This is a genomic window from Acidisoma sp. C75 (genome assembly GCF_054665095.1).
The window spans coordinates 36913-62332 of record NZ_BAAFHD010000008.1 but is presented as its reverse complement, the minus strand read 5'-3'; the positions used below and the strand labels follow the sequence as shown (position 1 = coordinate 62332).

Annotated in this window: 24 protein-coding genes and 2 tRNA genes; 9 read left to right on the top strand and 17 right to left on the bottom strand. The window is 66.1% G+C overall.

Annotation, left to right across the window (positions count from 1 at the left end):
* Positions 1–184 precede the first annotated feature (184 nt).
* The 6 genes from ACYQ7X_RS11855 to gatC form a co-directional block, all read right to left on the bottom strand.
* Entirely contained in the window at positions 185–592 is a 408-nt protein-coding gene (locus tag ACYQ7X_RS11855; protein WP_459697240.1) for a hypothetical protein, read from the bottom strand.
* Between the two features lie 110 nt (positions 593–702).
* The gene (locus tag ACYQ7X_RS11850) at positions 703–1557 is read right to left on the bottom strand and encodes a glycosyltransferase (protein ID WP_459697239.1); all 855 of its coding nucleotides are present in this window, start codon (positions 1555–1557) and stop codon (positions 703–705) included.
* Between the two features lie 488 nt (positions 1558–2045).
* A tRNA-Ser gene (locus ACYQ7X_RS11845) sits at positions 2046–2138 on the bottom strand.
* A 121-nt stretch (positions 2139–2259) separates the two neighbouring features.
* Entirely contained in the window at positions 2260–3708 is a 1449-nt protein-coding gene (gene gatB / locus ACYQ7X_RS11840; RefSeq protein WP_459697238.1) for an Asp-tRNA(Asn)/Glu-tRNA(Gln) amidotransferase subunit GatB, read from the bottom strand.
* Positions 3709–3711: 3 nt separating this feature from the next.
* On the bottom strand, positions 3712–5193 hold the full coding sequence (gatA, locus tag ACYQ7X_RS11835; RefSeq protein ID WP_459697237.1) for an Asp-tRNA(Asn)/Glu-tRNA(Gln) amidotransferase subunit GatA: 1482 nt from the start codon (positions 5191–5193) through the stop codon (positions 3712–3714).
* Between the two features lie 4 nt (positions 5194–5197).
* Positions 5198–5500, bottom strand: coding sequence for an Asp-tRNA(Asn)/Glu-tRNA(Gln) amidotransferase subunit GatC (gene gatC, locus ACYQ7X_RS11830; RefSeq protein WP_459697236.1), 303 nt, complete (start codon positions 5498–5500; stop codon positions 5198–5200).
* Positions 5501–5551: 51 nt separating this feature from the next.
* On the opposite strand from gatC, the gene ruvX reads away from it, so the two are divergent.
* Positions 5552–6022 carry a Holliday junction resolvase RuvX gene (gene ruvX / locus ACYQ7X_RS11825; RefSeq protein ID WP_459697235.1) on the top strand — a complete coding sequence of 157 codons (471 nt, stop codon included), beginning with the start codon at positions 5552–5554 and terminating at the stop codon, positions 6020–6022.
* Here ruvX and ACYQ7X_RS11820 read toward each other — a convergent pair.
* Complete coding sequence (locus ACYQ7X_RS11820) at positions 5986–6528, bottom strand: hypothetical protein (RefSeq protein ID WP_459697234.1); 543 nt, start codon at positions 6526–6528, stop codon at positions 5986–5988. The two genes, ruvX and ACYQ7X_RS11820, sit on opposite strands and share 37 nt — an antisense overlap.
* Positions 6529–6609: 81 nt before the next feature.
* On the opposite strand from ACYQ7X_RS11820, the gene ACYQ7X_RS11815 reads away from it, so the two are divergent.
* From ACYQ7X_RS11815 to ACYQ7X_RS11805, 3 genes are all read left to right on the top strand, one after another.
* Positions 6610–6685, top strand: a tRNA-Ala gene (locus ACYQ7X_RS11815).
* Between the two features lie 155 nt (positions 6686–6840).
* Entirely contained in the window at positions 6841–7152 is a 312-nt protein-coding gene (locus ACYQ7X_RS11810) for a hypothetical protein (RefSeq protein ID WP_459697233.1), read from the top strand.
* 75 nt (positions 7153–7227) lie between these two features.
* Positions 7228–7554 carry an NIPSNAP family protein gene (locus tag ACYQ7X_RS11805; protein WP_459697232.1) on the top strand — a complete coding sequence of 109 codons (327 nt, stop codon included), beginning with the start codon at positions 7228–7230 and terminating at the stop codon, positions 7552–7554.
* Positions 7555–7578: 24 nt separating this feature from the next.
* Here the strand turns inward: ACYQ7X_RS11805 and ACYQ7X_RS11800 are convergent, their stop codons facing one another.
* From ACYQ7X_RS11800 to ACYQ7X_RS11790, 3 genes are all read right to left on the bottom strand, one after another.
* Positions 7579–8100: a chromate transporter gene (locus ACYQ7X_RS11800; RefSeq protein WP_459697231.1), complete on the bottom strand. Its 522-nt coding sequence runs from the start codon at positions 8098–8100 to the stop codon at positions 7579–7581.
* Positions 8097–8654 (bottom strand): chromate transporter, encoded by a 558-nt coding sequence (locus tag ACYQ7X_RS11795; protein WP_459697230.1) that lies wholly within the window; start codon positions 8652–8654, stop codon positions 8097–8099. Before ACYQ7X_RS11795 ends, ACYQ7X_RS11800 begins: the two co-directional genes overlap by 4 nt.
* Positions 8655–8718: 64 nt before the next feature.
* Positions 8719–9663, bottom strand: a complete 945-nt coding sequence (locus ACYQ7X_RS11790; protein WP_459697229.1) for an SDR family NAD(P)-dependent oxidoreductase — start codon at positions 9661–9663, stop codon at positions 8719–8721.
* 191 nt (positions 9664–9854) lie between these two features.
* Here ACYQ7X_RS11790 and ACYQ7X_RS11785 point away from each other — a divergent pair, with 191 nt between their 5' ends.
* The 4 genes from ACYQ7X_RS11785 to ACYQ7X_RS11770 all read left to right on the top strand — a co-directional run bounded on the left by ACYQ7X_RS11785 (position 9855) and on the right by ACYQ7X_RS11770 (position 13977).
* Positions 9855–10439, top strand: coding sequence for a TetR/AcrR family transcriptional regulator (locus ACYQ7X_RS11785; RefSeq protein WP_459697228.1), 585 nt, complete (start codon positions 9855–9857; stop codon positions 10437–10439).
* Between the two features lie 126 nt (positions 10440–10565).
* Positions 10566–11420, top strand: coding sequence for a class I SAM-dependent methyltransferase (locus ACYQ7X_RS11780; protein ID WP_459697227.1), 855 nt, complete (start codon positions 10566–10568; stop codon positions 11418–11420).
* Between the two features lie 29 nt (positions 11421–11449).
* Positions 11450–12925: a protein adenylyltransferase SelO gene (locus ACYQ7X_RS11775; protein ID WP_459697226.1), complete on the top strand. Its 1476-nt coding sequence runs from the start codon at positions 11450–11452 to the stop codon at positions 12923–12925.
* 38 nt (positions 12926–12963) lie between these two features.
* Complete coding sequence (locus ACYQ7X_RS11770) at positions 12964–13977, top strand: zinc-dependent alcohol dehydrogenase family protein (protein WP_459697225.1); 1014 nt, start codon at positions 12964–12966, stop codon at positions 13975–13977.
* Positions 13978–14010: 33 nt separating this feature from the next.
* Here the strand turns inward: ACYQ7X_RS11770 and kch are convergent, their stop codons facing one another.
* The 3 genes from kch to ACYQ7X_RS11755 all read right to left on the bottom strand — a co-directional run bounded on the left by kch (position 14011) and on the right by ACYQ7X_RS11755 (position 17499).
* A complete protein-coding gene (gene kch, locus ACYQ7X_RS11765; protein ID WP_459697224.1) occupies positions 14011–15300 on the bottom strand; it encodes a voltage-gated potassium channel protein in 1290 nt (429 codons plus the stop codon).
* A gap of 131 nt (positions 15301–15431) precedes the next feature.
* Positions 15432–16463: an alcohol dehydrogenase AdhP gene (adhP, locus tag ACYQ7X_RS11760; protein WP_459697223.1), complete on the bottom strand. Its 1032-nt coding sequence runs from the start codon at positions 16461–16463 to the stop codon at positions 15432–15434.
* A gap of 115 nt (positions 16464–16578) precedes the next feature.
* Positions 16579–17499: a LysR family transcriptional regulator gene (locus tag ACYQ7X_RS11755; protein WP_459697222.1), complete on the bottom strand. Its 921-nt coding sequence runs from the start codon at positions 17497–17499 to the stop codon at positions 16579–16581.
* Between the two features lie 122 nt (positions 17500–17621).
* Between ACYQ7X_RS11755 and ACYQ7X_RS11750 the strand changes: the two genes are divergently transcribed.
* Entirely contained in the window at positions 17622–18320 is a 699-nt protein-coding gene (locus ACYQ7X_RS11750; RefSeq protein WP_459697221.1) for a pirin family protein, read from the top strand.
* A gap of 90 nt (positions 18321–18410) precedes the next feature.
* Here ACYQ7X_RS11750 and ACYQ7X_RS11745 read toward each other — a convergent pair whose 3' ends face one another.
* The 4 genes from ACYQ7X_RS11745 to ACYQ7X_RS11730 all read right to left on the bottom strand — a co-directional run bounded on the left by ACYQ7X_RS11745 (position 18411) and on the right by ACYQ7X_RS11730 (position 25350).
* Entirely contained in the window at positions 18411–19697 is a 1287-nt protein-coding gene (locus tag ACYQ7X_RS11745; protein ID WP_459697220.1) for an MFS transporter, read from the bottom strand.
* A 469-nt stretch (positions 19698–20166) separates the two neighbouring features.
* Entirely contained in the window at positions 20167–21378 is a 1212-nt protein-coding gene (locus ACYQ7X_RS11740) for a DUF2169 family type VI secretion system accessory protein (protein ID WP_459697219.1), read from the bottom strand.
* A gap of 79 nt (positions 21379–21457) precedes the next feature.
* Positions 21458–24484, bottom strand: a complete 3027-nt coding sequence (locus ACYQ7X_RS11735; protein WP_459697218.1) for a type VI secretion system Vgr family protein — start codon at positions 24482–24484, stop codon at positions 21458–21460.
* An 89-nt stretch (positions 24485–24573) separates the two neighbouring features.
* Positions 24574–25350: a lytic transglycosylase domain-containing protein gene (locus tag ACYQ7X_RS11730; protein ID WP_459697217.1), complete on the bottom strand. Its 777-nt coding sequence runs from the start codon at positions 25348–25350 to the stop codon at positions 24574–24576.
* Between the last annotated feature and the right edge of the window lie 70 nt (positions 25351–25420).

The following is a 25420-nucleotide window of genomic DNA, read 5'->3' as shown; positions in this document are numbered from 1 at the left end:
GGAATGCGCGCACGGCTCCCTGCTTCGGCCAACGCGGGCGGCGCTGGGCCTATAACCCACGATCGGGCTGCGTCTCACCTCGCCTCCATCAGATCTCCGGCGATGCCGGTATGCGAAGGCGGGTCTCGGAAGATCGCTCGATTGGTGAGATGGGATGGTCTGCTTCACCTATACTGGAAGCCAACTATTTGTGGCGCTCCGTTGTCCGCTGCGCGGTGATGCCCGCAGTCGCGTTCTGAGCGATCAGAAGCAGGTCGTCCAGTGTCGCGCCGTCCCGCGCCTGCACCGACATTCCTTGCTGGACGGCAAACAGGAAAGCGGCGATTGGTGCAGCCTCCTGCGGCGCCATCCAGCGCTCCAGGCCAAGCGCAATCGCCTTCTGCAGGCCCCTTCGGCGTGCGGCCAACTCCTGACAGAGATCGTCGTGCTCGGCGCCCGCCTCGACAAGACCCGTCGAAATCATGCAGCCCGGCACTTCAGCCGTTACAGCGCGTGCTGCCGCTTCAAGCAATCCAGTCAGCGCTTCCTCGAGCGTCACGGCATTCCTCATGCCGTCTTGCGCGCCGGGAAGGCCTTCATAGAGATCGAGCACAATCAGCGGCTGACCGCCGCCGGCTGACTTATATATCAGCTCCCAAGGCCCTCGGGGAAACCCGGCGGCCCTTTTTCATGCCCGCAATGGCACCGGTCCCTCGATAAGCTTTAGTCAGGAACGGCGAGTTGATTGTCACGAAGGTAGTAGCTATGGACAGCGACCTTTCGATAAAACGCCTCTTCCTCCGCAGGCAATTCATTGTCCTGATACCAAGGAAGGTGCTTGCACGTAAATCTGCCGGCCACACGTACTGCCGGAAAATGGTCAACCAAATCAAGGTATTTCTTGTTGATCAACGCGAAGGTAGTGTCGATCTGTCCGCGAAAAACAGGGTCACCACCAGGCATAGGTTGAAGCTCTTCTTCCCAAAACTGTTGTTCCCACTCCCAAATTTTCCAGTGCCTATCGACAACAAAAAAATCGTCGTCTCGCATTATTTCCAGATTCGCGATGTCAATCGCGAGACCGGCCTTTCCGACTTTCTCTCTTTCGGAAACAAAAGCTAGCTGAGCAATGAAATCTCTCGGCATTTCAGTCGAAAATACCAAATCTGGATCCGTAACGCAGAACAATTCGGGCAATACGGCAAAGTTCGTCGGGTCAAGAAAAACACTACGCGGCCCGGCATTAACATTCTGGCGGACAACCCTGACCCTACCATCTACTTCTTCCAAATAGGCTTTCATAGGGCCATAACTTGAAGCATTATCAACAAGTATAATATTTTGCAGCCCAACGTTAATTAGTTGATCGACCATACCGCGCACGTAAGTAACGGTATTAAAGCAGGGAATTATTATTGGGATACCCTGCTGCATCGCAGCAGCAAGGGTGGAAGCCTGCGAAGACAAACCCAAATCGTTGTCCTTGACCAAAGGACGCTGCTGCACAGAAAACGTGGGGGGTTCGGGCTTTCGTCCGATCACCTGGCTTGCCTTGGTAATCGTTCTGCGGAGCCACATTGCGCAATCATCCTGGACGAAAGGTGGTTTATCGGAGAGCCCAGAATACCGTATTGCGGATTCTACGGAACCCCGCTCGATTCGGGTGACGAACGGGACTCGACACACCTACTGGTAATGAGGGGGCTGCGCGCATCCGCCTCTTGCCCTGCCGAGCGTTCTAATCCGCTGCAACAAGCCAGCTGCTGGCACCCTTCCTTCTTCCCTCGATAAGCTTCTCCGGGCTGGGAAAGCCGGCCAGCAACACGTCAGCCCATTGTTGCGCAAGTTCCCCGCGGCGATCGAGCTAGCCCCCCCCCCGGTTGTATGCTCCTTCGACCGCGTTTTCCGATACGTGCGCGAGCACCAGATCGATGATCTGCCTTCTTTTTGACGTCGGCCTCATTCTCCGGCTTGAGTCCGCGGAGATCAGCTTGGAAAGGCATAGCCGCCAAAGGTGCGGCGATTCTGTGAGTTTGGGCGAAATGGAAGAAGTCAGAAGAGAGAGCTGGCGGAGGGGATGAGATTCGAACTCACGGTACAGGTTGACCCTGTACAACGGTTTAGCAAACCGCCGCCTTCAGCCACTCGGCCACCCCTCCGCCGGGAGAAGCAAACCATTACACGACGTTTGCCGGGCCTTTCTAGCGGCGGCTCGGGGGGCGGTCAATGCGTCCCGGCGGGCGGGGCTCGCCCTTCGGGACGCATGGCTTCGCCGCGCGGTCAGAGCTTGCGGCGAATCGCCTCATTGACAAGCGCCGGGTTGCCGCGGCCCGCCATCGCCTTCATCACCTGGCCCACGAAGAAGCCGAAGAGCTTCTCTTTCCCCGCCCGGTATTCCGCCAGCTTGTCCGGGTTGGCCGCGAGCACGGCGTCCACCGCCGCGTCGATCGCGCCCGTATCCGTCACCTGCCGCAGGCCCCGCTCCTCGACGATGGCGGCGGCCGTCCTGCCGGTCTCCATCATCGCCTCCAGCACCTCTTTGGCGATCTTGCCGTTGATCGTGCTGTCCGCGATGAGGTCCAGAAGCCCGCCGAGCTGTTCGGCCGAGATCGGGCTCTCCTCGATGCCGCGCCCCATCCGGTTGAGGCCCGCGAAGAAATCGCCGAGCATCCAGTTGGAGGCGACCTTCCCGTCCCTGCCCTTTGCGAGCGTCTCGTAGAAGTCCGCGCTCGCCTGCTCCATCACCAGCACCCGCGCATCATAGGCCGGCAGGCCGTACTGGCTCATGAAGCGCGCTTTCTTTTCGTCCGGCAGTTCGGGCAGCATAGCTGCCAGCCCATCCACCCAAGCCTGGTCGATCACCAAGGGCAGGAGGTCTGGATCGGGGAAGTAGCGATAGTCATGCGCGTCTTCCTTCGAGCGCATGGAGCGGGTTTCGCCGCGGGCCGGGTCGTAGAGCCGCGTCTCCTGCTCCACCTGGCCGCCTGCTTCCCAGATCTCCACCTGGCGGCGGGCCTCCGCCTCGATCGCCTGCATGACGAAGCGGACGGAGTTGACGTTCTTGATTTCGCAGCGCGTGCGGAAGCCCTCGCCCGCCTTTCGGACGGAGACATTCACATCCGCCCGCATGGAGCCTTCCTCCATATTGCCGTCGCAGGTGCCCAAGTAGCGGAGGATGGTGCGGAGCTTGCGAAGGTAGGCGCCTGCCTCTTCGGGCGAGCGCATGTCGGGTTCGCTCACGATCTCCATCAGCGCGACGCCGGCACGGTTAAGGTCGATAAAGGACTGGCTCGGGTGCTGGTCATGCATCGACTTGCCGGCATCCTGCTCGAGATGCAGGCGGGTGACGCCGATATGCCGCACCTCGCCGCTTTCCAGCTCGATGTCGATCACGCCGCGCCCCACGATCGGGTGGGCGAACTGGCTGATCTGATAGCCCTGCGGCAGATCGGCGTAGAAGTAGTTCTTGCGGTCGAAGCGGCTGACGAGATTGATCTCGGCCTTGAGCCCGAGGCCCGTGCGCACGGCTTGCGCCACGCATTCCCGGTTGATGACGGGCAGCATGCCGGGGAAGCCGGCATCGATGAAGCTCACATGGGTGTTGGGCTCGCCGCCATAGGTGGCCGAGGCGCCGCTGAAGAGCTTTGCCTCAGAGATCACCTGAGCATGGACTTCAAGGCCGATGACGAGTTCCCAGGGGCCGGTGCGACCTTCGATGATGTAGCTCATCCTTCAGCCCTCCTTGCCCGCGCGGATCTGCGGCTTGGCTATGAAGCCGGCCGCGGCCTCGATCGCAGCGCCGACGGCGAAGACCGTCTCCTCGTCGAAAGGCTTGCCGAGTACCTGCAGCCCGAGCGGCAGGCCCTGCCCGTCCAGCCCGGCGGGCACCGAAAGCCCTGGGATGCCGGCGATATTGGCGTTCACCGTGAAGACGTCGTTCAGATACATCTTCACCGGATCGTCCTCGTTTTCCCCGATGGCGAAGGCGGCCGAGGGTGCGGTCGGCGTCAGCAGCGCATCGACGGTCTGGAAGGCATCCGTGAAGTCCTTGAGGATCAGCGCGCGGACCTTCTGTGCCTTCAGATAATAGGCGTCGTAGTAGCCGGCCGAGAGCACATAGGTGCCGATGAGGATGCGGCGCCGCACCTCGGCGCCAAAGCCCGCCGCCCGGGTTTCCTCATAGAGATCGGTGAGGTCGTTGGCGGGGACGCGCAGCCCGTAGCGCACGCCGTCATAGCGGGCGAGGTTGGAAGAGGCTTCGGCGGGGGCGACGATATAATAGGTGGCAAGCCCATATTTGGTGTGCGGCAGGGAGACATCGACGATCTCCGCCCCCTGCTCGCGCAGCCAGCCGAGGCCCTGGGCCCAGAGCGCCTCGATCTCGGCCGGCATGCCGTCCACGCGATATTCCCGCGGCACGCCGATCTTCAGCCCCTTCACGCCCCGCTTCACGGCGGCGGCAAAATCCGGCACGGGCCGGTTCGCGCTGGTGCTGTCCTTCGGGTCATGGCCCGCCATCGAGCCGAGGAGGATCGCCGCGTCCTCCACCGTGCGGGCGAAAGGCCCGGCCTGATCCAGCGAGGAGGCGAAGGCGACGATGCCGTAGCGCGAGCAGCGGCCATAGGTCGGCTTGATGCCGACGATGCCGCAATAGCTCGCCGGCTGGCGGATGGAGCCGCCGGTATCCGTGCCTGTGGCAGCGAGCGCCATGCCGGCGGCGACCGCCGCGGCCGAGCCGCCGGAAGAGCCGCCCGGCACCAGCGGCGTGGTGCTTCCGGCCCGCTGCCAAGGGTTGATCGTATGGCCGAAGGCGGATGTCGTGGTCGAGGAACCCATGGCGAATTCGTCCAAATTCGCCTTGCCGAGGAAGACCGCGCCATCGCGCAGGAGGTTCGCCGTCACCGTGCTCTCATAGGGCGGCACAAACGGTTCGAGGATGCGGCTCGCTGCCGTCGTCTTCACGCCCTTGGTGCAAAAGAGATCCTTGATCGCGATCGGCAGGCCGGTGAGCGGCCCGGCTTCGCCGCGGGCGAGCGCGGCATCTGCGGCGTCCGCCTGCACCAAGGCCTGCTCGCCCGTCACCGTAATATAGGCGTGGATCTGCGGCTCGAGCGCTGCGATCGCATCGAGATGCGCCTGCGTCAGTTCGCGCGCGGAAATGCGGCGGTCAGCCAGGGCCGCGCGGGCGCTGGCAAGGGTGAATTCAAGCGTCATGGTCTTATTCCACCACTTTCGGCACGGTGAAGAAGGGGCCTGAGCGGGCCGGCGCATTGGCGAGCACGGCATCCACCTGATCGCCATCCGTCACCCGATCCTCGCGCATCGGCAAGCTGGCCGCGCCGATATTGGCGAGCGGATCGACGCCCGAGACATCCACCTCGCTCAACTGCTCGATCCAGCCAAGGATCGTGCCGAGTTCGCCTTGCAGTTGCGCCACCTCCCCATCGGCCAGGCGAAGGCGGGCGAGGCGCGCGATGCGGCGGACGGTTGCGGGATCGAGGGGGCTGGTGGCACTGGACATGAAGCGGAATGGTCCTTGGAGGATGAACGGGCGCGGACCATAAAGGCCGCCATGGCAGTCATCAACTTTCACGACCTATGCGAAGCGCTGGACCCGGAGGAGCGGCTGCTCGGGCTCGACCCTGGCGCGAGAACGATCGGGGTCGCGCTGTCGGATGTTCGGCTCCGCGTCGCCAGCCCCTTCGGCAGCATCACGCGCGGCAAGATCTCCGGCATCGCCGAGCAACTTGGCCGCGTGGTGGCCCGTGAAGGCGTGGGCGGGCTTGTCATCGGCCTGCCGCTCGGGCCCGAAGGCCAGATGGGGCGGGCGGCGCAAGCGGCGCGGGACTGGGCGTGGGCGATCTCCGATGCGCTCGGCCTGCCCGCCGCGCTGTGGGACGAGACGCTGACGACGGCCGAGGTGCATGCGGTGCTGATCGGTGAGGCCGATCTCAGCCGCAAGCGCCGCGCAGCGGTGGTGGACCGGATGGCCGCGGCGCGGATTCTTCAATCGGCACTCGATTCGCGCATGCCGGGCGGTTGAGGCCAGTCCGCGGCGCGGGAGACGGTCATCCAGGGAGGAAGCGGCCCGGCTGGCCCCGCCCCCGTGAGGATGATCCGCCGCAGCGCCGGCCAGCTTTCGCTGGGCAGATGCGGCGCGATGAGAAGGCTGGCGCTGCTGCGCCCGGCAGCCGGCCCGGCGGCGAGGCTGAGCGCCAAGCCATGCCATGGCGGCGGCGGGCCTTCGCACCAGATCCGGTCATCGGGGCGGAGATCGGCGAGGAGCAGCAGGCCGAGAAGATCGGGCCAGGGTGCGCCCGCCCGCCCGGCGAAAGCCGCGATGCGCTGGGCGGCGATGGCAGGGTGAGCGGCAACGGCTTTGGCGAGCGCCTCATACCAGGCTTCGGGCGCCCAGCCCTGCTCCCCCGCCACCAGCGCCTCGGCCGGGTGGAGCGCGCGGTCCCATAGCAGGAAGGCGAAGAGGTTGCTGGCGGCGAAAGCCTCAGCGGCGGCAGAGGCCGACCAGGGAGGCAAAGAGGTGTCTGCCATGCGTTTCGCTGCGAGAGGTTTCGGAAAACGGGGGCTTGATCGCTGCCCGAAGGCCCGTCTATATGCCGTTCACCGCACGGCGGGGCCATAGCTCAGTTGGGAGAGCGCCTGAATGGCATTCAGGAGGTCAGGGGTTCGACTCCCCTTGGCTCCACCACCCCCCCCCCGGTAAATTTCATCCATGCACCGCGCCGCGACCAGCAGCTCGATGGATACAGATTTTCCTGCCGCCGCGTTGCAGAAGAGAAACTCGACTTCGCGGCGCGGCGCTGCCTATGCTCGTCCGATCTGACAAAAGGACGAGCAGAACCCATGGCCGACAAGGACCATCCCCCCACCGTCGAGCCGATGCATACCCGCCTCGGCACCGCCCCGGGCGTAAGCAACGCCAATGCGCCGCTTCTCTATTTCGAGAACGTGCCGGCCTTCGGCACGGTCAATGGCATCATCAAGGTAACGCTGACGGCGAGTCGCGATATCCCGCTGCCCGACAACAATGTCGCCGCCGATCAGGTGGTCATCGCCTATCTGCGGATGAACGAGGTGGCGGCGCGCGCCTTGCGGGCGGCCCTCGATGGCGCGCTGCTGCTCGCCTCGCCAACCGGCAGCGGCGCCCCCAACTGACGGCACCGCCCGAGCCCTCGCCTCCCCGGGCTGCCGCGCCTATCCCCTGACACTCCCGATCGAGAGATCTTCGCCATGCTCTACGAAATGCGCGTCTATCACTGCCTGCCGGGGCGCCTGCCCGCGCTGCTCAACAGGTTCGAGACCATCACGCTCGGCTTCTTCGCGCGCTATGGAATCCGCCAGGCCGGCTTCTGGACCACGATGATCGGCGACAGCAACCACTCCCTCACCTATCTCCTCGCCTGGGAGAGCCTGGCCGAGCGCGAGCAGAAGTGGAACGCCTTCGCGAGCGATCCGGAATGGGTCGCCAAGCGGATGGAGACGGAGAAGGACAACCCCATCGTCGCCTCCATCTCGAACCAGATCCTGGCGCCGACGAGCTTTTCGACGCTGCGTTGACGCAAGGCCCGTGAGTGCTGGGCCTCAGGTGAAGCCGAGCAGGCCGAGCAGAGCGGCGGCGCCGAGATACCACAGCGGATGCCGCCGCGTGACGAGGCAGAGCAGCGCCACCGCGAGGGCGAGGGCCAGCATCCGCTGATCGATCGCGGCGGCCCGCAGCAGCAGATAGGCGGAGGCAAGCATGAGCCCGACAGTCACCGGCACGAGCCCCGCCTGCACCAGAATGCGCCACTCTTTATCCCGGAAGCGCGCCCAGGCCCGTCCCATCCAATAGGCGAGGATGAGAGCCGGCAGCAGGAAGGCCGCGGTCGCGGCCAGCGCGCCACCGATTCCTGCGACCTTCCAGCCGAAGAGGGTGACGGCCAGCACATTCGGCCCCGGGGCTGCCTGCGCCAGGGCGTAGAGGCGGAGAAATTCCTCGGCGCTCATCCAATGCTCCTGGCGCACCACCAGTCGCTGCATTTCCGGCAAGGCCGAGGATGCGCCGCCGAAAGCGAGCAGGGAGAGCTCCCCGAAAACGAGGATGAGGGTGAGAAGCGCCGTCACCGCCGCCGTATCGCCCAGACGAGGAGAATGCTTGCCGGCGCCAGCACCGCGAGGCTCGCGATGAACGGCAAGCGCAGCAGGCCGAGGGCGGCGAAGGTCGTTCCCGCCACCAGCAGCCCGGCGGCGGATGTGCGAAGCGGCCGCGCGATCTTCACCGCCGTCGCCAGCATCAGCCCCGCCGCGCCGGCCGAAAGTCCCGTCACAAGATGCGAGACCGCAGGTATGGCGCCGAAGCGGGCGTAGAGCGCGGCAAGGACGAGCACGATAACGATCGGTGCGCCGAGAAGGCCGAGCAGGGCCGCCGCGCTCCCCACCAGCCCGCAGGTGCGGGAGCCGAGGATGACCGAGAGATTGGCGACGTTCGCCCCTGGCAGAAACTGGCAGAGGGCAAGAAGCTCGGTGAAGTCCTCCGCACTCAGCCAGCGCCGCTCCTCCACCAGCACCCGGCGGGCCATCGGCAGCACGCCGCCGAAGCCCATCAACCCCGCCCGGAAGAAGGCGGCGAAAAGCGCCTGGGGTGTCAGGCGAAGCGGCGGCCCGTGTTGATCCGACATCGCTCCGCTCTATCCCGGCCCGACGCGGGTGCCAAGCCGCCGCCGGCCGCAGCGGGGCGCAGGCTCAGTAGCCTTCGCCGACCATCGCCTCGCTCTTCTCCCAAAGGGCGCGAGCGTTTGCCGGATCAAGCGCATAGGCGCGCACGCCACGCATGGCCGTATCGCTGTTCTCGGGCTCGGCGATATGGCAATCCTCGCAATAGAGGCCGCCCACTTCATCGGCTGGGGCGACGACGCCCGCCCAAACCGAGGTCGCCGCACCCTGCGGGATCGTCTTCCACGCGAAGGGTGGAAGCCCCGCGGCCGCATTGGTCTCGTTGAGCTGCCGCATCAGCCGCTCGATCTCACCCTCGCCCAGATGCCGTCCGAGTTCGGTCTGGATGCCGCCGGGATGGACGGCGACGGCCCGCACACCACGTGCCTTGTGCCGACGGTCGAACTCGACAGCAAAGAGGATATTCGCGGTCTTGGAGCGGCCATAGGCGACGAAGGGCGTATACTCCGTGCGCTCGAAATTCGGATCTTCGAGATCGACATCCGCGAAGCGATGGCCGGAGGAAGCGAGGTTGACGACGCGCGCGCCCGGCTGCAGCAGAGAGGCGATGCGATTGATGAAAACGAAATGGCCGAGATGATTGGTTCCGAACTGCATCTCGAACCCGTCCGCCGTATAGCTCTTGGGGCAGGCCATAACCCCGGCATTGGCGATGACGAGGTCGAGCGGCCTGCCTTCCGCGACCAGCCGATGCGCCGCGGCGCGCACGCTGGCGAGCGCGGCAAGGTCCATCTCGATCAGCGAAATGCCGGGGATCTCCGCGGTCGCCCGCCTTCCCTTCTCCAGATCGCGCACTGTGCCGATCACGGTCGCGCCATGCGCGGCCAAGGCCCGTGCCGTCTCGATGCCGAGCCCGGCGGAGACGCCGGTTACCAGCGCCCGCTTGCCGGTGAGATCGGTGCCCGCCAGCACCTCATCCGTGGTGGATGTGGCGCCGAACTGTCTTGCTGCCATGAAAGCCTCCTATTGTCCGGTCTCCGCCAGACCCGGTTGACGCATCCTCCGGCCCAGGCCGCACCCGCGGAACGAGCGGCAGGCGGGCCCTGCGGCTTGCGCAGACCGGCCCGATCGGGCGGCGCTCGCAAACGGAGGATATCTCCGGTTATATACGGAGGATACCTCCACTTAGCAAGGGATCGCCGATCGTGAGCGGCCCGCCCCATCCTTCCGCCTCACCGCGCAAGCCGCGCGCCGATGGCCTGCGCAATCGGGAACGGCTGCTGGAAGCCGCCAAGGACGCCTTCGCCGAACTGGGCGCGGAGGCGAGCCTGGACGAGATCGCCCGCCGCGCCGGCGTCGGTATCGGCACGCTCTATCGCAATTTCCCCAATCGGGATGCGATCCTCGCGGAGGTCTATCGCCGCGCGGTGGAACAGCTTGCCGAGGCCGCGCGGCAGTTGTTGGCCGAGTATCCGCCGGACGAAGCCCTGCACCGGTGGATGCGTCTCTTCCTCGAATATGTCGCGACAAAGAAAGTGCTGGCTTCGGCTCTCAACACGCTGGTCGGCGGCACGGCGGAGCTTTATGCCGCCTCCGGCCCGCTCATTCTCGGCGCGATGACGGAGCTTGTCGGCCGCGCCACGGCATCCGGCGTCATCCGCGCCGATACCGAGCCGATGGACCTGCTGCATGCCCTGGTCGGCTTCGCCTATACGAATATCGGGGCGGACTGGCTCGCGACCTCGGAGCGGCTGGTCGATCTCCTGATGGCAGGGCTTCGGCGCCCCTGACCCGCCTTCCCGCCATGGCCTGAACCTACTCGCCCGGCGCGCCCTCCGGCCCGCGGCGTTGACGTCTCTCCCGCATGGGGCGATCCTCGCGACCTCGCACCCCATCACCCACAGAAGGAAGCCGAGATGCCGGACATGGAGGAGGCGGCCCCCGCCAACGCCGACCAGATCGCCTTCTGGAACGAGGCCGGCGGCGATGCCTGGGCGGCGATGCAGGAGCAGATGGATCGGCAGCTCGCCCCGCTCGGCGATGCGATGATCGCGGCGCTCGCCCCGCGCCCCGGCGAGGCGATCCTCGATATCGGCTGCGGCTGCGGGGCGACGAGCCTGTCGCTCGCCCAAGCCGTGGGCCCGGCCGGCCGCGTCCTCGGTGCCGATATCTCGCAGCCGATGCTGGATGTGGCGCGCAGGCGTGCCGCGGCCCTCTCGGCGCCACCCAGCTTTCAGCTTGCCGATGCGCAGACAGCGGATTTCGGCGAGGCGCGATTCGATGCGCTGTCGTCCCGCTTCGGCGTCATGTTCTTCGAAGCACCGGAGATCGCCTTCGCCAACCTCCGCCGTACCCTCAAGCCCGGCGGCCGGCTCGCCTTCGTCTGCTGGCGCAAACCGGCTGAGAATCCGTGGCTCACCACGCCGCTCGATGCGGCGCGGCCCTTGCTGCCGCCGCTGCCGGAGCCCGATCCGCTCGCGCCCGGCCCCTTCGCCTTCGCCGACCCCGAGCGCGTGCGGCGCATTCTGAGCGCGGCGGGCTTCGCCGAGATCGACATCGCACCGCATGACACCGCGATCGGCAGCGGCAGTCTGGACGAGACTCTCCTGCTCTCCACCCGCATCGGCCCCCTCGCCCGCGCGCTGCGTGACCATCCCAGCTATCGCGAGCAAGTACTGGGCGTTGTGCGGGCGGCGCTCGCACCCTATGTGACGGAGGCTGGCGTGCTGATGCCGGCAGCGGTCTGGCTCGTGCGCGCCAAGAGGGACTAGGCACGGCAGCCGCGGAGGAAATCCCGCTCATGCCGCTCGCTATCCCCTTCGACAACAGCTTCGCCCGCTTGCCGGAGCGCTTCTATGTGCGCATGGCGCCCGCCCCGGTGGCGCGCCCGTCGCTCATCAAGGTGAATGCGCCGCTGGCCGAGGAGCTTGGCATCGATCCCGCGGCGCTCGCTTCCCCCGAAGGGATCGCGATGCTTGCGGGCAATACGGTGGCGGAAGGGTCCGAGCCGCTGGCGCAGGCCTATGCCGGCCATCAGTTCGGCGGCTTTTCGCCGCAGCTCGGTGACGGGCGGGCGATCCTCCTTGGCGAAGTGGTGGGCCGCCACGGCCGGCGGGACATCCAGCTCAAAGGCTCCGGCCCCACGCCCTTCTCCCGCCGGGGGGATGGGCGGGCGGCGCTCGGCCCCGTTTTGCGGGAATATGTGGTGAGCGAAGCGATGGCCGCCCTCGGCCTGCCGACGACGCGGGCGCTCGCAGCCGTGCTGACCGGGGAGACGGTGCGGCGGGAGCGGCCGCTCCCCGGCGCCATCTTCACCCGCATCGCCGCGAGCCATCTGCGCGTCGGCACCTTCCAGTATTTCGCGGCGCGCGGGGATCGTGAAGGCTTGCGCATCCTCGCCGATTACGCGATCGCCCGGCACTATCCGCACCTCACCGAGGCGCCGGGGCGCTATGCCGCGCTGATCACGGCGGTGGCGCACGCGCAAAGCCGGCTCATCGCCCGCTGGCTGCATATCGGCTTCATCCACGGCGTGATGAACACAGACAATATGACGATCTCCGGCGAGACCATCGATTTCGGGCCCTGCGCCTTCATGGACGGCTATGACAGCCGCCGCGTGCTGAGTTCAATCGACCATTACGGGCGCTACGCCTACGGCAACCAGCCGAATATCGGCCTGTGGAACCTCACCCGCCTCGCCGAAGCCTTGCTGCCGCTGCTCGACGAGGATCAGGAGCGCGCCACGGCGATCGCCCAGGAAGCGCTGGAGCCCTACGCCACCACCTTCCAGGCAGCGTATGATGAGGGGCTCGCGGTCAAGATCGGCCTCGCCCCCGGGCCGGAGAGCCGTGACATCGCGCATGCGTTGCTTACCCTGATGGCAGAGCATGAGGCCGATTTCACCTTGACCTTCCGCGCCCTGGCGGCCGCCCAGGTATCGGCCGGCGAGGCGGCGTTCCGCGCGCTCTTCGCGCATCCGGGCGCGCCGCCGCCGGATGCCTGGCTCGCCCGCTGGCGGCAGGCGCTGGCCTCCGATCGCGCCTCCCGCGAAGCGAGGGCAGAGACGATGCGCGCCGCCAACCCCGCCTTCATTCCCCGCAACCACATCATGGAACGGGTGATCGCGTCCGCCACCGAGGCCGGGGATTTCGCGCCTTTTGCGGACTTCCTCGGCGTCCTCAGCCAGCCCTACGCGGATCAGCCCGGCCGGGAGGCCTATGCCCTCCCGCCGGCACCCGAGGAGCGGGTGCTGCAAACCTTCTGCGGCACCTGACGCTACCGCCGATCCCTTCGACGTTCAGGAGACATCGCATGAAAGTACAGATCCTTCCGGCCCCCGGCGGGCTTGATCGCATCACCCTGCGCGACCTGCCCGATCCGGGCGCGCCGCGCGCGGGCGAAATCCGCGTCGCCCTGCACGCGACCTCGCTCAACTACCACGACCTCATGGTCGCCAAGGGCGTGATGCCGACCGAGGACGGCCGGATTCTCATGTCGGATGGCGCCGGTGTCGTCGAGGCCGTGGGGGACGGCGTGACGGAGTTCAAGCCTGGGGATCGTGTCGTCTCGGTCTTCTTCCCGCACTGGCAGGATGGCGCTCCGCACGAGTCGGCAGGCAATTTCGCCGGCACGCCGGGAGACGGCATCGATGGCTTCGCGGCCGAGTATGCGGTGCGGCCGGCCAGCGCCTTCACCCATGCGCCGCGCGGCTGGAGCCATGCCGAAGCGGCGACGATCACCACTGCCGGGCTCACCGCCTGGCGCGCCCTCGTCGGCGATGGCAGCCTTGCGCCAGGGCAGACCATCCTCGCGCTCGGCACCGGGGGCGTGTCGATCGCCGCATTGCAGATCGGCCGGATGATGGGTGCACGCGTCATCATCACCTCCTCTTCGGATGAGAAGCTCGAACGCGCCCGCGCCCTCGGCGCCGATGCCACGATCAACTACCGCACCACACCCGACTGGGCGGCGGCGGTGAAGGATCTCACTGATGGTCTCGGCGCCGATCACGTGATCGAGGTCGGCGGCCCCGGCACGCTCGCCCAGTCGATCGCGGCGGTGCGCATCGGCGGCCATATCTCGCTCATCGGCGTGTTGACGGGGGTCGAAGGCCAAGTGCCGACCGCCTATCTGATGGCGCGTCAGGCGCGCCTGCAGGGGCTCATCGTCGGCAGCCGGCAGCAGCAGATCGACTATGTGCGCGCGCTGGAGCAGACCGGCACCCGGCCGGTGATCGACCGCTCCTTCCCGCTCGCGGACCTCGCCGCGGCCTTCCGCCACCAGGAGGGCGGCAGCCATTTCGGCAAGATCGTCGCTGAATGGTGAGTGTCGCGGCGGAGGCCTGAGAGCAGATCCCGGTCAGGTGGTCTCATCCGGCCGGGCCCGGCCCGCGACTCCGCCGCCCGCTGCCCTGACATCGAGGTAACGCTCCATCAGGCGCTCGCCATCGATCTTTTCCTCCGTCAGCGCCATGGCGAGCACCTCCCCACCGAAAACATTGGGCGCCATGATCATGTCCGGCTGCACACGGCGGACGCGGTCCATGTTCTTGCGCGCATTGACCGCGGCGATCGTGCGGGCTGGCGTCTCCAGATCCTTGAGTGCGAGGATGACGAAGGCGTTCTCGGCGTCATCCTCGGAGAGCGCGAGCACGGCATGCGCCCGCTCTGCCCCCGCGCGGCGCAGCGTGTCGAGATCGGTCGCGTCGCCGTATTCCATCTCCGCGCCATCGACATGCGCGCCCTCCTCCGCTGCGATAACGACGACCCCGCGCCCCCGGCTGAGCAATTCGCGCGCGGTGTTGCGGGCGAGCGCGCTGGTACCGGCGATGATGTAGTGATCGATGCGCTGCATCTTCTTCGCTCCCCGCGATTCCAGGATATGGGATAACCGCCCCTGCACCAAAGGCCCGACGAGGGCGGAAAGCGAGGTGACGAAGACGGTGATGCCGACGACGATGAGGGACACCACGAAGAGCCGCGCGTTATCTGATTTGGGCAGCACGTCGCCGTAGCCCACGGTGCTCATCGTCACCACGGTGAAATAGACGGCCTCCTGCAGATCATTGATCGGCGGCGCGAAGCCCTGCCCCATGACGAGCGAGCCGAGCACGCCATAGAGCAGCACCAGCATGGTCGCGGCGAAGGCGAACAGCGTGCTGGCGGCCAGCGATGAGCGGGTGAAGGCGGTGCCGCCCAGAAACAGGGCCAGCAGCAAGGCCGCCACGTAGAGCACGCCTGGAGCATAGAGCGGCTGATGGCTATAGCCGATTTCCATGGTGAGCTGCGCGAGCGTCATCAGCATCGCGATGACCCAGGCGAAGCGGGAGCGGAGCAGCAGGCCGATGGCGATGAGCAGCTGCAGCACGCCGATGATGGTGCTCGGCACGCCGCGCAGGATGAGTTCCGGCACCCGCGCGGCCAGGGGATGGAGCGAATCCGTCAGCCCCTGGAACTGCAGATGCAGATATTCGGAGGTATAGCGGCTCACCGCCGGCATCAGCAGCAGGGCGCCCGCAGCCCCGACTGCGAGGGCAAGTGGCACATGCGGAAACCAAAGCGCGAGATGGCCCCGGCGATAGGCCCGGCGCCAGGCGCGACGCAGGAAGGAAAAGCTTGGCCGCCTGACGGAAGCGGGATGAACCGGCATCTGCCCTGACTAGCCGAGGCGGCGCAGCTTGGCGAGCGCGCGGCCGACTCACAATTCCGCGCGTCGATCTGCAGGCCGCCGCCGCGGTTGCCCCGATCCGCCCTTCCAGGGGGCTCGGGGCCAATCGCGGCTCAGGCGCCGAAGGTCAGCACCATGCGGCCTTCGATCTGGCCTGCCCGCATACGCTCGAAGATCGTATTGATCTCGGCGAGTGGCGCCGTCTGGATGGTCGCGTGGACCTTGCCCTCGGCCGCGAAGGCGATCGCCTCTTCGAGATCCCGGCGGGTGCCGACGATCGAGCCGCGGACCGTGATGCGCTTGAGGACGACATCGAAGATCGGCGTCGGGAAGTCTCCCGGCGGCAGCCCGACCAGCACCACCGTGCCGCCACGGCGCACCAGGCCGAGAGCCTGGGCGAAGGCCGGCCGCGATACGGCCGTCACCAGCACGCCATGCGCGCCACCGCCCGTGGCCGCGATCACCGCGGCCGGCGCATTGGCATCGAGCGCATTGACCGCGATATCGGCGCCGCTCTCACGCGCGAGGGCAAGCTTCTCCTCCGTCACGTCCAGCGCCGCGACGTGCAGGCCCATCGCCTTGGCATATTGGATCGCGACATGGCCGAGGCCGCCGACGCCTGCAATCGCCACCCATTGGCCGGGCCGCACCTCGGTCTCCTTGAGGCCCTTATAGGTCGTCACCCCCGCACAGAGGATCGGCGCGATCGCCGCAAAATCGACCCCCGCCGGCAAGCGCGCGGCGAAGGCGGCGGAGGCGATGGCATATTCGGCAAAGCCACCGTCACAGCTATAGCCGGTATTATGCTGATGCTCGCAAAGCGTCTCCCGGCCGGTTTCGCAGTATTCGCAAGAAAGGCAGGCATCATGCAGCCAGGCGATGCCGACCGCATCGCCTGGGCGAAACCCGCTGACATCTGGCCCGACGGCCGCCACCACGCCCGCCACCTCATGGCCCGGGATGAAGGGCGGCCGCGGCTTGACCGGCCAATCGCCCTCCGCGGCATGCAGATCGGTGTGGCAGACCCCACAGGCCATAACCTTGACGAGCAATTCCCCCCGGCCTGGAGCCGGCACCGGCACATCCTCGATCACCAGCGGCGCGCCGAACGCCCGCACGACCGCCGCCTTCATCATCTTGGCCATTTTTCACCGATCCTTCGCATTTCGGAGTTCGCGTCGCGGCCGCACTCTCGGCGCTCGCCATTCACTCAGCCTTGACGCGGATCAAAGCGACGCCGCTTCCCCGAAAAAGCCGCACTCAGCGCCCTTGCGTCCATGGAGTGACCCCGCTCGCCAGGCGCGAGACCAGGAAATCGACCATCACCTGCGTGCGCATCGGCCGCGGCCCGCCCGATGGGGTGACGAGGTGCAGGGCGAGGTCCGGGCTCTGCCATTCCTCCATCACCGCCACCAGCCGGCCGGCGGCGAGAGCTTCCCAGACGATGAAATCCGGCTGCAGCGCGATTCCCTCTCCCGCCTCCAGCGCGGCCATCAGCGCCTCGGCGTTATTGGCTGACAGGCGGGGGATGACGGCGGCCGATTCCTCAAGCCCCGTGGCATCGCGGAAATGCCAGAGATGCCCGCTCGGCAGATTGCTGTAGCCGAAGCAGGCATGGGCCCCGAGATCGCGCGGGCGGCGGGGCGTGCCATGGCGGCGGAAGTAGCTGGGGGCGCCGACGAGGTGGCGGCGCACGGGGCAGAGCTTGCGGGCGATCAATCCGGAATCGGGCAGCCGCGCGATCCGGAGCGCGACATCGATCCCTCCCGCGACGAGATCGACGATCCGATCCTCGAACTGGAGATCGACCGCGACCTCCGGATAGCGCGCCAGGAACTCGGGCAGCGCCGGCGCCACATGCCGCACCCCGAAGGACATGGGGGCGGCGAGCCTCAGCCGCCCGCGCGGACGGGCGGATTTCGCCTGCGCCTCGGCCTCCACCGCTTCGCCCTCGGCCAGGATCTGCGCCGCGCGGACAGCGAGCACCCGGCCGCTCTCCGTCAACCCGACACGGCGGGAGGTGCGATGGAGCAGCCGCTCCCCGAAACGATCCTCGAGCCGGGCGATCGCCTTCGAGACCGTAGGCCCCGTCACCCCGAGATCGCGGGCAGCGGCGGTGAAGGAGCCAAGTTCGGCGACTTTGGCGAAGATCGCCCAGGCTTCGAGATCTGGCAGAGGCACCGGGAATTCCCCTTCAAATGGAAAGAATGCCGTTCCATCTTTTCTGTTTTCTGCGAGATCGTCGAGGCCCATCTTCCCGCCATGGCAGGGCCGGGTGCGGCCCGCCGCAAGGAGGTTTTCCGATGATCGACGTGCGACCTTTCAAAGAACTGGGTGGCGAGAATCACGGCTGGCTCAACGCCCGGCATCATTTCTCCTTCGCCAACTACTACGACCCGGCGCGCATGGGATGGGGCACGCTCCGGGTGTGGAACGATGACGAGATTGCCCCCAAATCCGGTTTCCCGCCGCATCCGCACGCGGATATGGAAATCATCACCTATGTGCGGGAAGGCGCGATCAGCCACCGCGACAGCTTGGGCAATGCCGGGCGCACCGAGGCCGGCGATGTGCAGGTGATGTCGGCCGGCAGCGGCATCCGCCATTCCGAATGGAACGAGGAGGATGAGACGACGCGCATCTTCCAGATCTGGATCATGCCCGAGACACGCGGCGGCACCCCCTCCTGGGGCGCGCGGCCCTTCCCCAAGGATGCCCGCTCGGGCCGGTTCGTGACGCTCGCGAGCGGCCATGCCGATGATGCCGACGCCCTGCCGATCCGTGCCGATGCGCGGGTTCTGGGCGCGACCGTCAAGGCCGGCGAAGCGGTCTCCCTTCCGCTCGACCCGGCGCGGCACGCCTATCTGGTGCTTGCTCGCGGCTCCGTGCGCGTCAACGGGGCCACGCTCTCCGCCCGGGATGGCGCGGCGGTGGCGGGCGAAAGCCTGCTCGCGATCGAGGGGATCGAGGATGCCGAGATCGTGCTGGTGGATACGCTCTGAGCGGCCGAGCCGAAGCGGAAATCGGGTGTGTGGCTACCCCGCGGGGCGCGTTGCCCGCGGGGTGGCGCGGATCCGGGCGTGGGCGGCGCGCTACTCCGCCGCCTCGGCGACTGCGTGATCGCCGTTCAGCTCTTCGAGCGAGCGGCCGGCGGTTTCGGGCACGAGCATCTGGGTCAGCACCGCGCCTAACAGGGAAACACCGGCAAGGGTCGCGATCGCCGCGGCCTCACCAAGCTTGGCGAAGACCAGCGGAAAGACGAAGGCGCTGAGGGAGGCGCCCAAGCGGCCGCCGACCACGGTGATGCTCTGGGCGACCGTACGGATGCGGGTGGGCGCCAGTTCTGTGCCGAGCATCGCGGCACCGCTCACCATCGACGGCCCCATGATCATGACGTTGAAGAGGCCGAAAAGCACCAGACCAAGCGTTGCGTCATGCAGGATGTCCTGCCGCAGCAGCGCGAAGATCACAAGCAAGACCCCGGCGCCGGCGAAACCGCCGACCTGCACCGGCTTGCGGCCGAAGCGATCCAGCAGAAGCAGGCTGCCGATGAGAATTGCCGGCATGATGAAGACGAAATCCATCAGCAGCGTGAATTCGGCCGGCGAAAGCCCAAGCCCCTTGGCGATGAGCGAGGGGCCGAAGAGTACCGTGGAATAGATGACGATATCGAAGATGAACCACAGCAGCGCGACCGAGAAGATCATCCGCGCATGCTGGCGCAGAACCTCGCCGAAGGGACGCCGATCCTGCGGGGGCAAGGCTTGCGGCCTGCCTGTCACCATTTCGGAGACTGTCTGGGCGGCGCTTTCATCCCCCGCGATGCGGGCGAGATAGCGCGTGGTCTCGGGCATCTTCCGGCGCAGATAGAGAACCGAGAGGGCGGGAACGGCACCGGCGGCGAGCACGATGCGCCAGGTGAGATCGCCCGATACTCCGGCCAGGTGCAGGATGAGGGCGAGCAGCCCGGCGGAGGCGGCGCCGAGCCACCAGAGCAGGCAGAAACCGATGCCGAGCGCCCGGCCGCGATCGGCGCGGTTGGAATGCTCCGCCATGATCGTCGGCGAAAGAACATAGTCGGCCCCGACGCCGATGCCGAGCACGAAGCGGATGGCGATGAGCCAGGCGAGATTCGGCGCGGCGATCTGCGCGAGCGCGGCGACCGCCATGAGCAGCACGTCAAACCCGTAGAACCGCTTGCGGCCGCGCTGGCCGAGCACGCCAAAGATCAAGGCGCCAACTGCCGCGCCGACGAGCGCGGAACCGGCCAGCATCGCGCTGCCAAGGCTGCCGATATGGGCGATCCCGAAGGATGCCAGCACCAATGGCAGGACAACGCCGATGGATGAAAGATCATACCCATCAGTGAATACGCCCATACCTGTCGTGAACACTGCGCGCCAATGGAAAGTTTTAAAGCGCTGCTCATCGAGGGAAGAGAAAGTTGCAGACATCCGCCACTGCTCCCGCTGCCGGGAGCGTCTGACCTGTTCATCGCTGAAGGGCCATCGCTCCAAGTTGACGACCTTGCGGGCATAATGCGGCGCCGAATGACGCTATCCGGCTGGCTCCGCCCGCAGTCGCGCGCTGCATAGCGAAATTGCCCAGCCGGGCGGGTTGCAGTTCAAAGACAATCTGCTCGGCGGGCATGCGCCTCCGCCAGGATCGGCAGATTGCGCCCTGCCCGCTCAGCTTTGCAGCCTGCTCCCCGCCTGAGGGGCCTGGCCGGACACCGCCTCGGTCACAGCGATCGCCTGCGGTCCCGCTCGCATCGCCGGCGCGGGGTTGCCTACGGCACGACGCGCGGGAGACGATCGAAGGCCTGCTGCCGACCGGGCCACCCACTCCTCAACCGCGCCCGATCGTCTTCTCTGCCTCTTCAAGAGCTTTCTGGATGATCATCCTGATCTCGCCGGGCGTCTTCGCATTCCTGACGGACTCTTTGAGAGATTGCGGAAGTTCCAACCCCTCCACCGCGTCCTGCATCATCTGCATCGCCTCGGCATCACGCTCCTCCTGGTCGCCACCCACCTGCGGCGGTGGTGGCGGCGGCGGCGGCTCCACCGGTGGCATCCCAGCCAAACGCGCTTCAAAGGCCGCGACGTGATCGCCAAGCGGGGCCGCCTCTGCCTCGACCGCCTCGGTCGCGATATAGCAGTCGGTGAATTCCCGCGCCTCGGGATGCCCAGTGCTCACGACGGCCCGCCAGGCGAGATCAACGGTCATCGCCTCCGTATCGACGTGCACGCTGTCAAGCGGCGCCCTGACTTCCAGATATTCGAGGCCTTGGGCGGCGTCGCGTGCTCCCCGCCGCAAGAGCACCCGCAGGCGCTGCCCCCATAGCCGCGTCGTCAAGTGCGGCCATCTGGGATGAAGATTTTCGAAAAAGAGCACCTCATTGCCAGAGAGGTAGGGCGAGAACTGTTGATCGGCGGGAGCGCAGTTGTAAAATGCCCAATCGAAATCGAGCGGCGGCAGCGGATTTCGCTTGCGCAGCCAACGCTCGTCATAGGTGCCACGCAAGCGCAGGCGAGGCTGCATATCCTCCGGCAGCGGCCCGAAGCCTGCGGGCAGGCCATCCTCATCCCAGCGAAGCTGCGCTTTTCCCTCCGGATGAATGTTACAAACGGGAAAATCATCAGCACTTTCCGCGGAGAACTCGCCAAAGCCCTTCCCCCAAGGGTTGTAGGCAGAGGATAATCCCCCGAAAGCGTTATCGAGCCGGAGAGGCATGCAGGAGAAGAGTTCTGGCTCCGACAGGTCGATATCCCCATCCCGCCGCAGGACACGATCACCAAAAACGTCGAGTTGCTTACGCCAATCTCCAACACCGAACGTAACGCGCAGTTGCCGCGCGCGGCCGCCCCCGGGGGCATGGGCCGATCCCATCAGCGTGACATCGGTGCGCGGCTTGAAGGGCGCGTAGTCTCCACCGAAAAGCGGGCTCGGGCCCTCGCCATCATCGAAAAATTGCGGCGTACGCAGCCCGGGCTGCGCCTCTTCCTCCACCGGCCGGGAAATCCCCTCTGGCTCGATCCGCAGACGGGTCACGATGATCACGGTCAGGAGGTAATCCTCCTTCCGCATACGGGTGACGAGATGATTGGCGCTGAGGCGGCTTGGCGCGAAATACTGCATATCAGCCGAACTTGCCGCGCGGGGCTTCCACCCTTACCCCTGACTTCACAACCCCACTGGCTGTGAGCGTGCTGGCTATCTTCGTCGGTGCCGATATGTTCATGCCTCTGGCAAGCACGCCGAATTTTTCACCTGCCTCAAGGTTCATGCCGCCCTCCGACCTCACCGTCACTTGCTTGGCTTGCGTTGCTATCCCGCTACTATCGAAACTCATAGCGCCGGCGGAAGTTCCGCTGCCCTTGTTCTTGATACCGATCGAGAGTTTTTCAGCAGAAATCTCGATCCCATCGGGCTTGAGGACGATCGAACTGGTGCCATTCAGAAGCGTAATACCGCTACTGTCAATCGTGACCGTCGCCTCGTTCAAAGGATTCGCACGAAGATCATTTTGATTGCGCAGCACAGTCTTTCCAACGGCCCCATTAAAGTAATCCGATACCGTCCAAAGCGCGTTGAGGTAGCTATAGCCCATTGGCAAGACCGCCCCCAACTCCAGGGCGGCGAATCCAATCTGCCCGGCGATCTTCGGTTTGGTTCCTAACAAGCCAAGGGGCGTTTCGGCCACCACGAGACCTTGTGCGAGTTGAGTGACTGCGTTGGCAACACCGGTCCAAACCGCTGACTTGCCCGCTTTTGCCTGGAAAATACCGCCGGTCAGTTTCCCGGTAAAATTGTCCCCACGATAGCCGAGCACGATGCCTTCTTTCTCATAGGCAAAAATTGAGTGCTTCTTGTCGAGCGTTGAGATGTCCTTGTATGCGTAACCCGAACAGGACAGGCTGTAGCTGGAGCCGTATTTTTTGGTCTTATCGCCCGCGAAGACATGTGGGGATCCGGAAACCGAGACATTGGCGCCCACCCGATGGCGGAAGATGCCACCAAAATTGCTATCAACCCGTAACTCGATGCCGCAGGCGTAGCCTAGCGAGAGACCGGAATAGACACTGACGTTCATCGTATCGGTGTAAACCACGCGCGGTGCGAAATACATCGTCGCCGAGTAGAACCGACTATCGGCCGAGATGGAGCGCCACGGCCGGGCACTCACCACATTGTCGAGGAAGGATGCGGAATCCTGATATGTTACGATGTAAGAACCGCCAGAGACATTGAGCGTCGCATCCCCGCACACCTGCACACGCTGGCTGCCGCCCACCACATGGGTCTCGTTCTGGCCGATCGTGGTCGTCATATGATAAGGCGTGTAGCTGAACTGCCCCGCATAGGCGGATGATGTCAGTTCCGCCGGCCGGAACTCGACCTGCCCTGCCATGAAGGTCGGGTCAGCGATGATTTTTTTCTCGTAGGGCTCTTCCGCCGCAATATCCCCGGACCGCCCATAATGCGGCAGCGCGGTCTCGCCCGCTGCCGGCACCACCAGCGCAGAATAGGCAGCGCGGGTGTTGAGGATGGTGCCATCCCCCTGGTTGAGCGGGATGCCCGATGGTGGATCGCCGGCAGCCACGGCGGCAGCAACACCAGCGAACGCCGGCCGCGCCACGGCAGCACCCTTCTCTTCCGGCGCCTCTTTCTCAATCGGCACCGGCCCGTCATCCATCACGAAGAGCATGCCGCTCGGGGTTTCGATGCGGTTCTCTGTTCTGTTTGCCTTGACCGTCGGGCTCATCGTCTGCGCATTCGGCACGGCGCCAAGGATGAGCGGCCGGTCCGGATCGCCGCCCACCCAGCCGAGCGCCACTTCCGTCCCCGCCAGCAGCGGGAAGTGCATGCCCCGGTTCGGCCCGGCATAGGGCTGCGCCATGCGGAGCGGCGTCGATCGCTGAAACACAGGCGCATCGGCGGTATCGAAATCAATCTTCACCCGGTAGCGCCCTTGCTCGTCGAGTGCGGCGCGGGCTCGCTCCTTCTCCGGCGCTTCCACCATCGCCGGCATCAGCCCCGGCATGACCGGCCGACGGATCTCCCGCGGGCTGCGATAGGGGCTGGCCGCGGGAATGGCGGTAAGATGCGCCTGATAGCCCGCGTGATCGGCCTCAGCCTCCAGACCATAGCCGCCGGAGAGCCGCTGCTCGCCCCGGTGGCGCACCTCGGTCACGAAATAGCTCTGGTTAAGAGACCGGCGGAAATGCTGGGTGAGGCGGAAGGTATTGCCGGGGGTGAGGAAGGGCGAGGTACTCGTCATGTCGAAGATGTCACGCGTCGCGGCGATCTCCTCGGCCCGCGCCTCCGCGAAGAGCGCCCCCTCCGCATCGGAGGTGATGTGCGCGGCATATTCCTGGCAGACGCCGCGGGTGCCACGCTCCACGGCCGCGGCGCCGCTCGGCGGAGCTTTCGGCGTCTGCGGATTGTAATCCCGCAATTCGACGCGGGCCGGCACTGCGCGCAGCCGCCGTTCCAGGCGGCGCACCACCGGCTGGGCGGGCGGTTTCGACCAGGCGTGATCATCGAAGGCGACGATCCGCTCGGCCTCCGCATGGCTCGCCAGCACGCTCGAATCGGTGAAGACCACACGCTCGAACCCATCCTCCTGCTCGAAGGAGTAGAAAAGGCCCCAGTGTTCCAGCAGGCGGTGGAGGAAATCGAAATCGGTCTCCTCATACTGTGCCCAGAAGTCCCGCTCGGCGTAGCGCTCCGCGTGCAGCAGCCGGAAGGTGAAATCGCTCTTGGCGAAGCCGAGGCCATCCGAGGCGGTCAGCACCGCAGTGATGACGTCGATCACCGACATCTTGCGCGTGGTCCCGAAAGTGCGGCTGCGGCGGGAGAGCGAGAGCAGCGCGAGCCGCGGGACGAGGCTCAGCCGATAGGCATAGCGATCCCCGGCGGCGCGGCCCGCCTCGGTGCATTCGAGGATGACCCCGTGCAGCTTGCGCTCGCGCCCGCCCTGGTGCAGCGCCAGCATGGCGGGTTCAGCGATCAGCGCATCGAGATCAAGGTCCGGGTCCGGGCAGGCGACATCGATATCGAAACGATAGGGCCGCGTCATCCGCTCGACCCCTTCGATACGGGTGACGGAGGTGCGCGCAAGCGGCAGCGCCTTCATCCGCAGGCGAAATGTCACGTGGCGCATGGAAGGCTCCGAGAGCGAAGTAGGCCGAGGGCTCCACGCAGTTAACGCGCTCGCACCGAAAAGGCCAAGCCGCCAGCATGGGCTAACTCTCAGGAAGAGGGTCGGAAATCCCGCGCGTGCAGCGGCACGCTGCCCGCCAATGCCTCGCTGCGCGCCGCTGGGGTGGCGCGCGGCGTCCGGCCCCGGCGGACTTCGAGCCGCAGGAAGCGCTCCATGTGGCGGAGCGAGATGGCGGCGGCCTGCGGCGGAACGACCGCAGGCGTCTCGAAATCTCGGCGGCTGAGCCGGATGTGCTGGAGGGTGGAGAGCTTAGCCGCCTGATACACGGCGAGCAGCGAATCCCAATCGGCGAAATTGACGTTGAAACTATAATGAATATCGCGGCTGCCGCCGGGAAGTGCGGCGAGCGCCCCGATACCGCCGGAGAGATCGTAATGGGTGACATAGCCATTATCGATGCCGGCGACGAAATTCCCGGTGTTGTAAGCGGAAAGCGCCGCCGCTGCCGCATCCTGGCCGGTCTTTCCGGCCTTCAACGCGGCGGCATAATCGCCGAACAGGATGAAGGCGCCGGCCGCGATATTGCGGCAAGGCTCGAACATATCCGCGACCGTGACGCCGAGCGCCGCGAGATTGGCGGAATTGACCTGCATCAGTCCGAGATCGACGGTATAGCCCGCGGCGATCCAGTGCAGCGCCTCGGCCGTCGCCGCAGAGGCGTTAGGCGGATGCGGCACCGCCGCAGCGAGACCATTGACATGCACCGCCCACGGATCCCCACCACTCTCGACGGCGATGATGGCTGCGACCGTCGGCTCGGGAAACGGCCCCGGAGGGCAAGCGGCAAGGCTGGCAAGAAACGGCATCCCTCCCCCTCTCCCCGGGCTCATTCTCCAGGCCCCACAATTCCCTCTGCCCTGGGAGGTGTCAATCTTC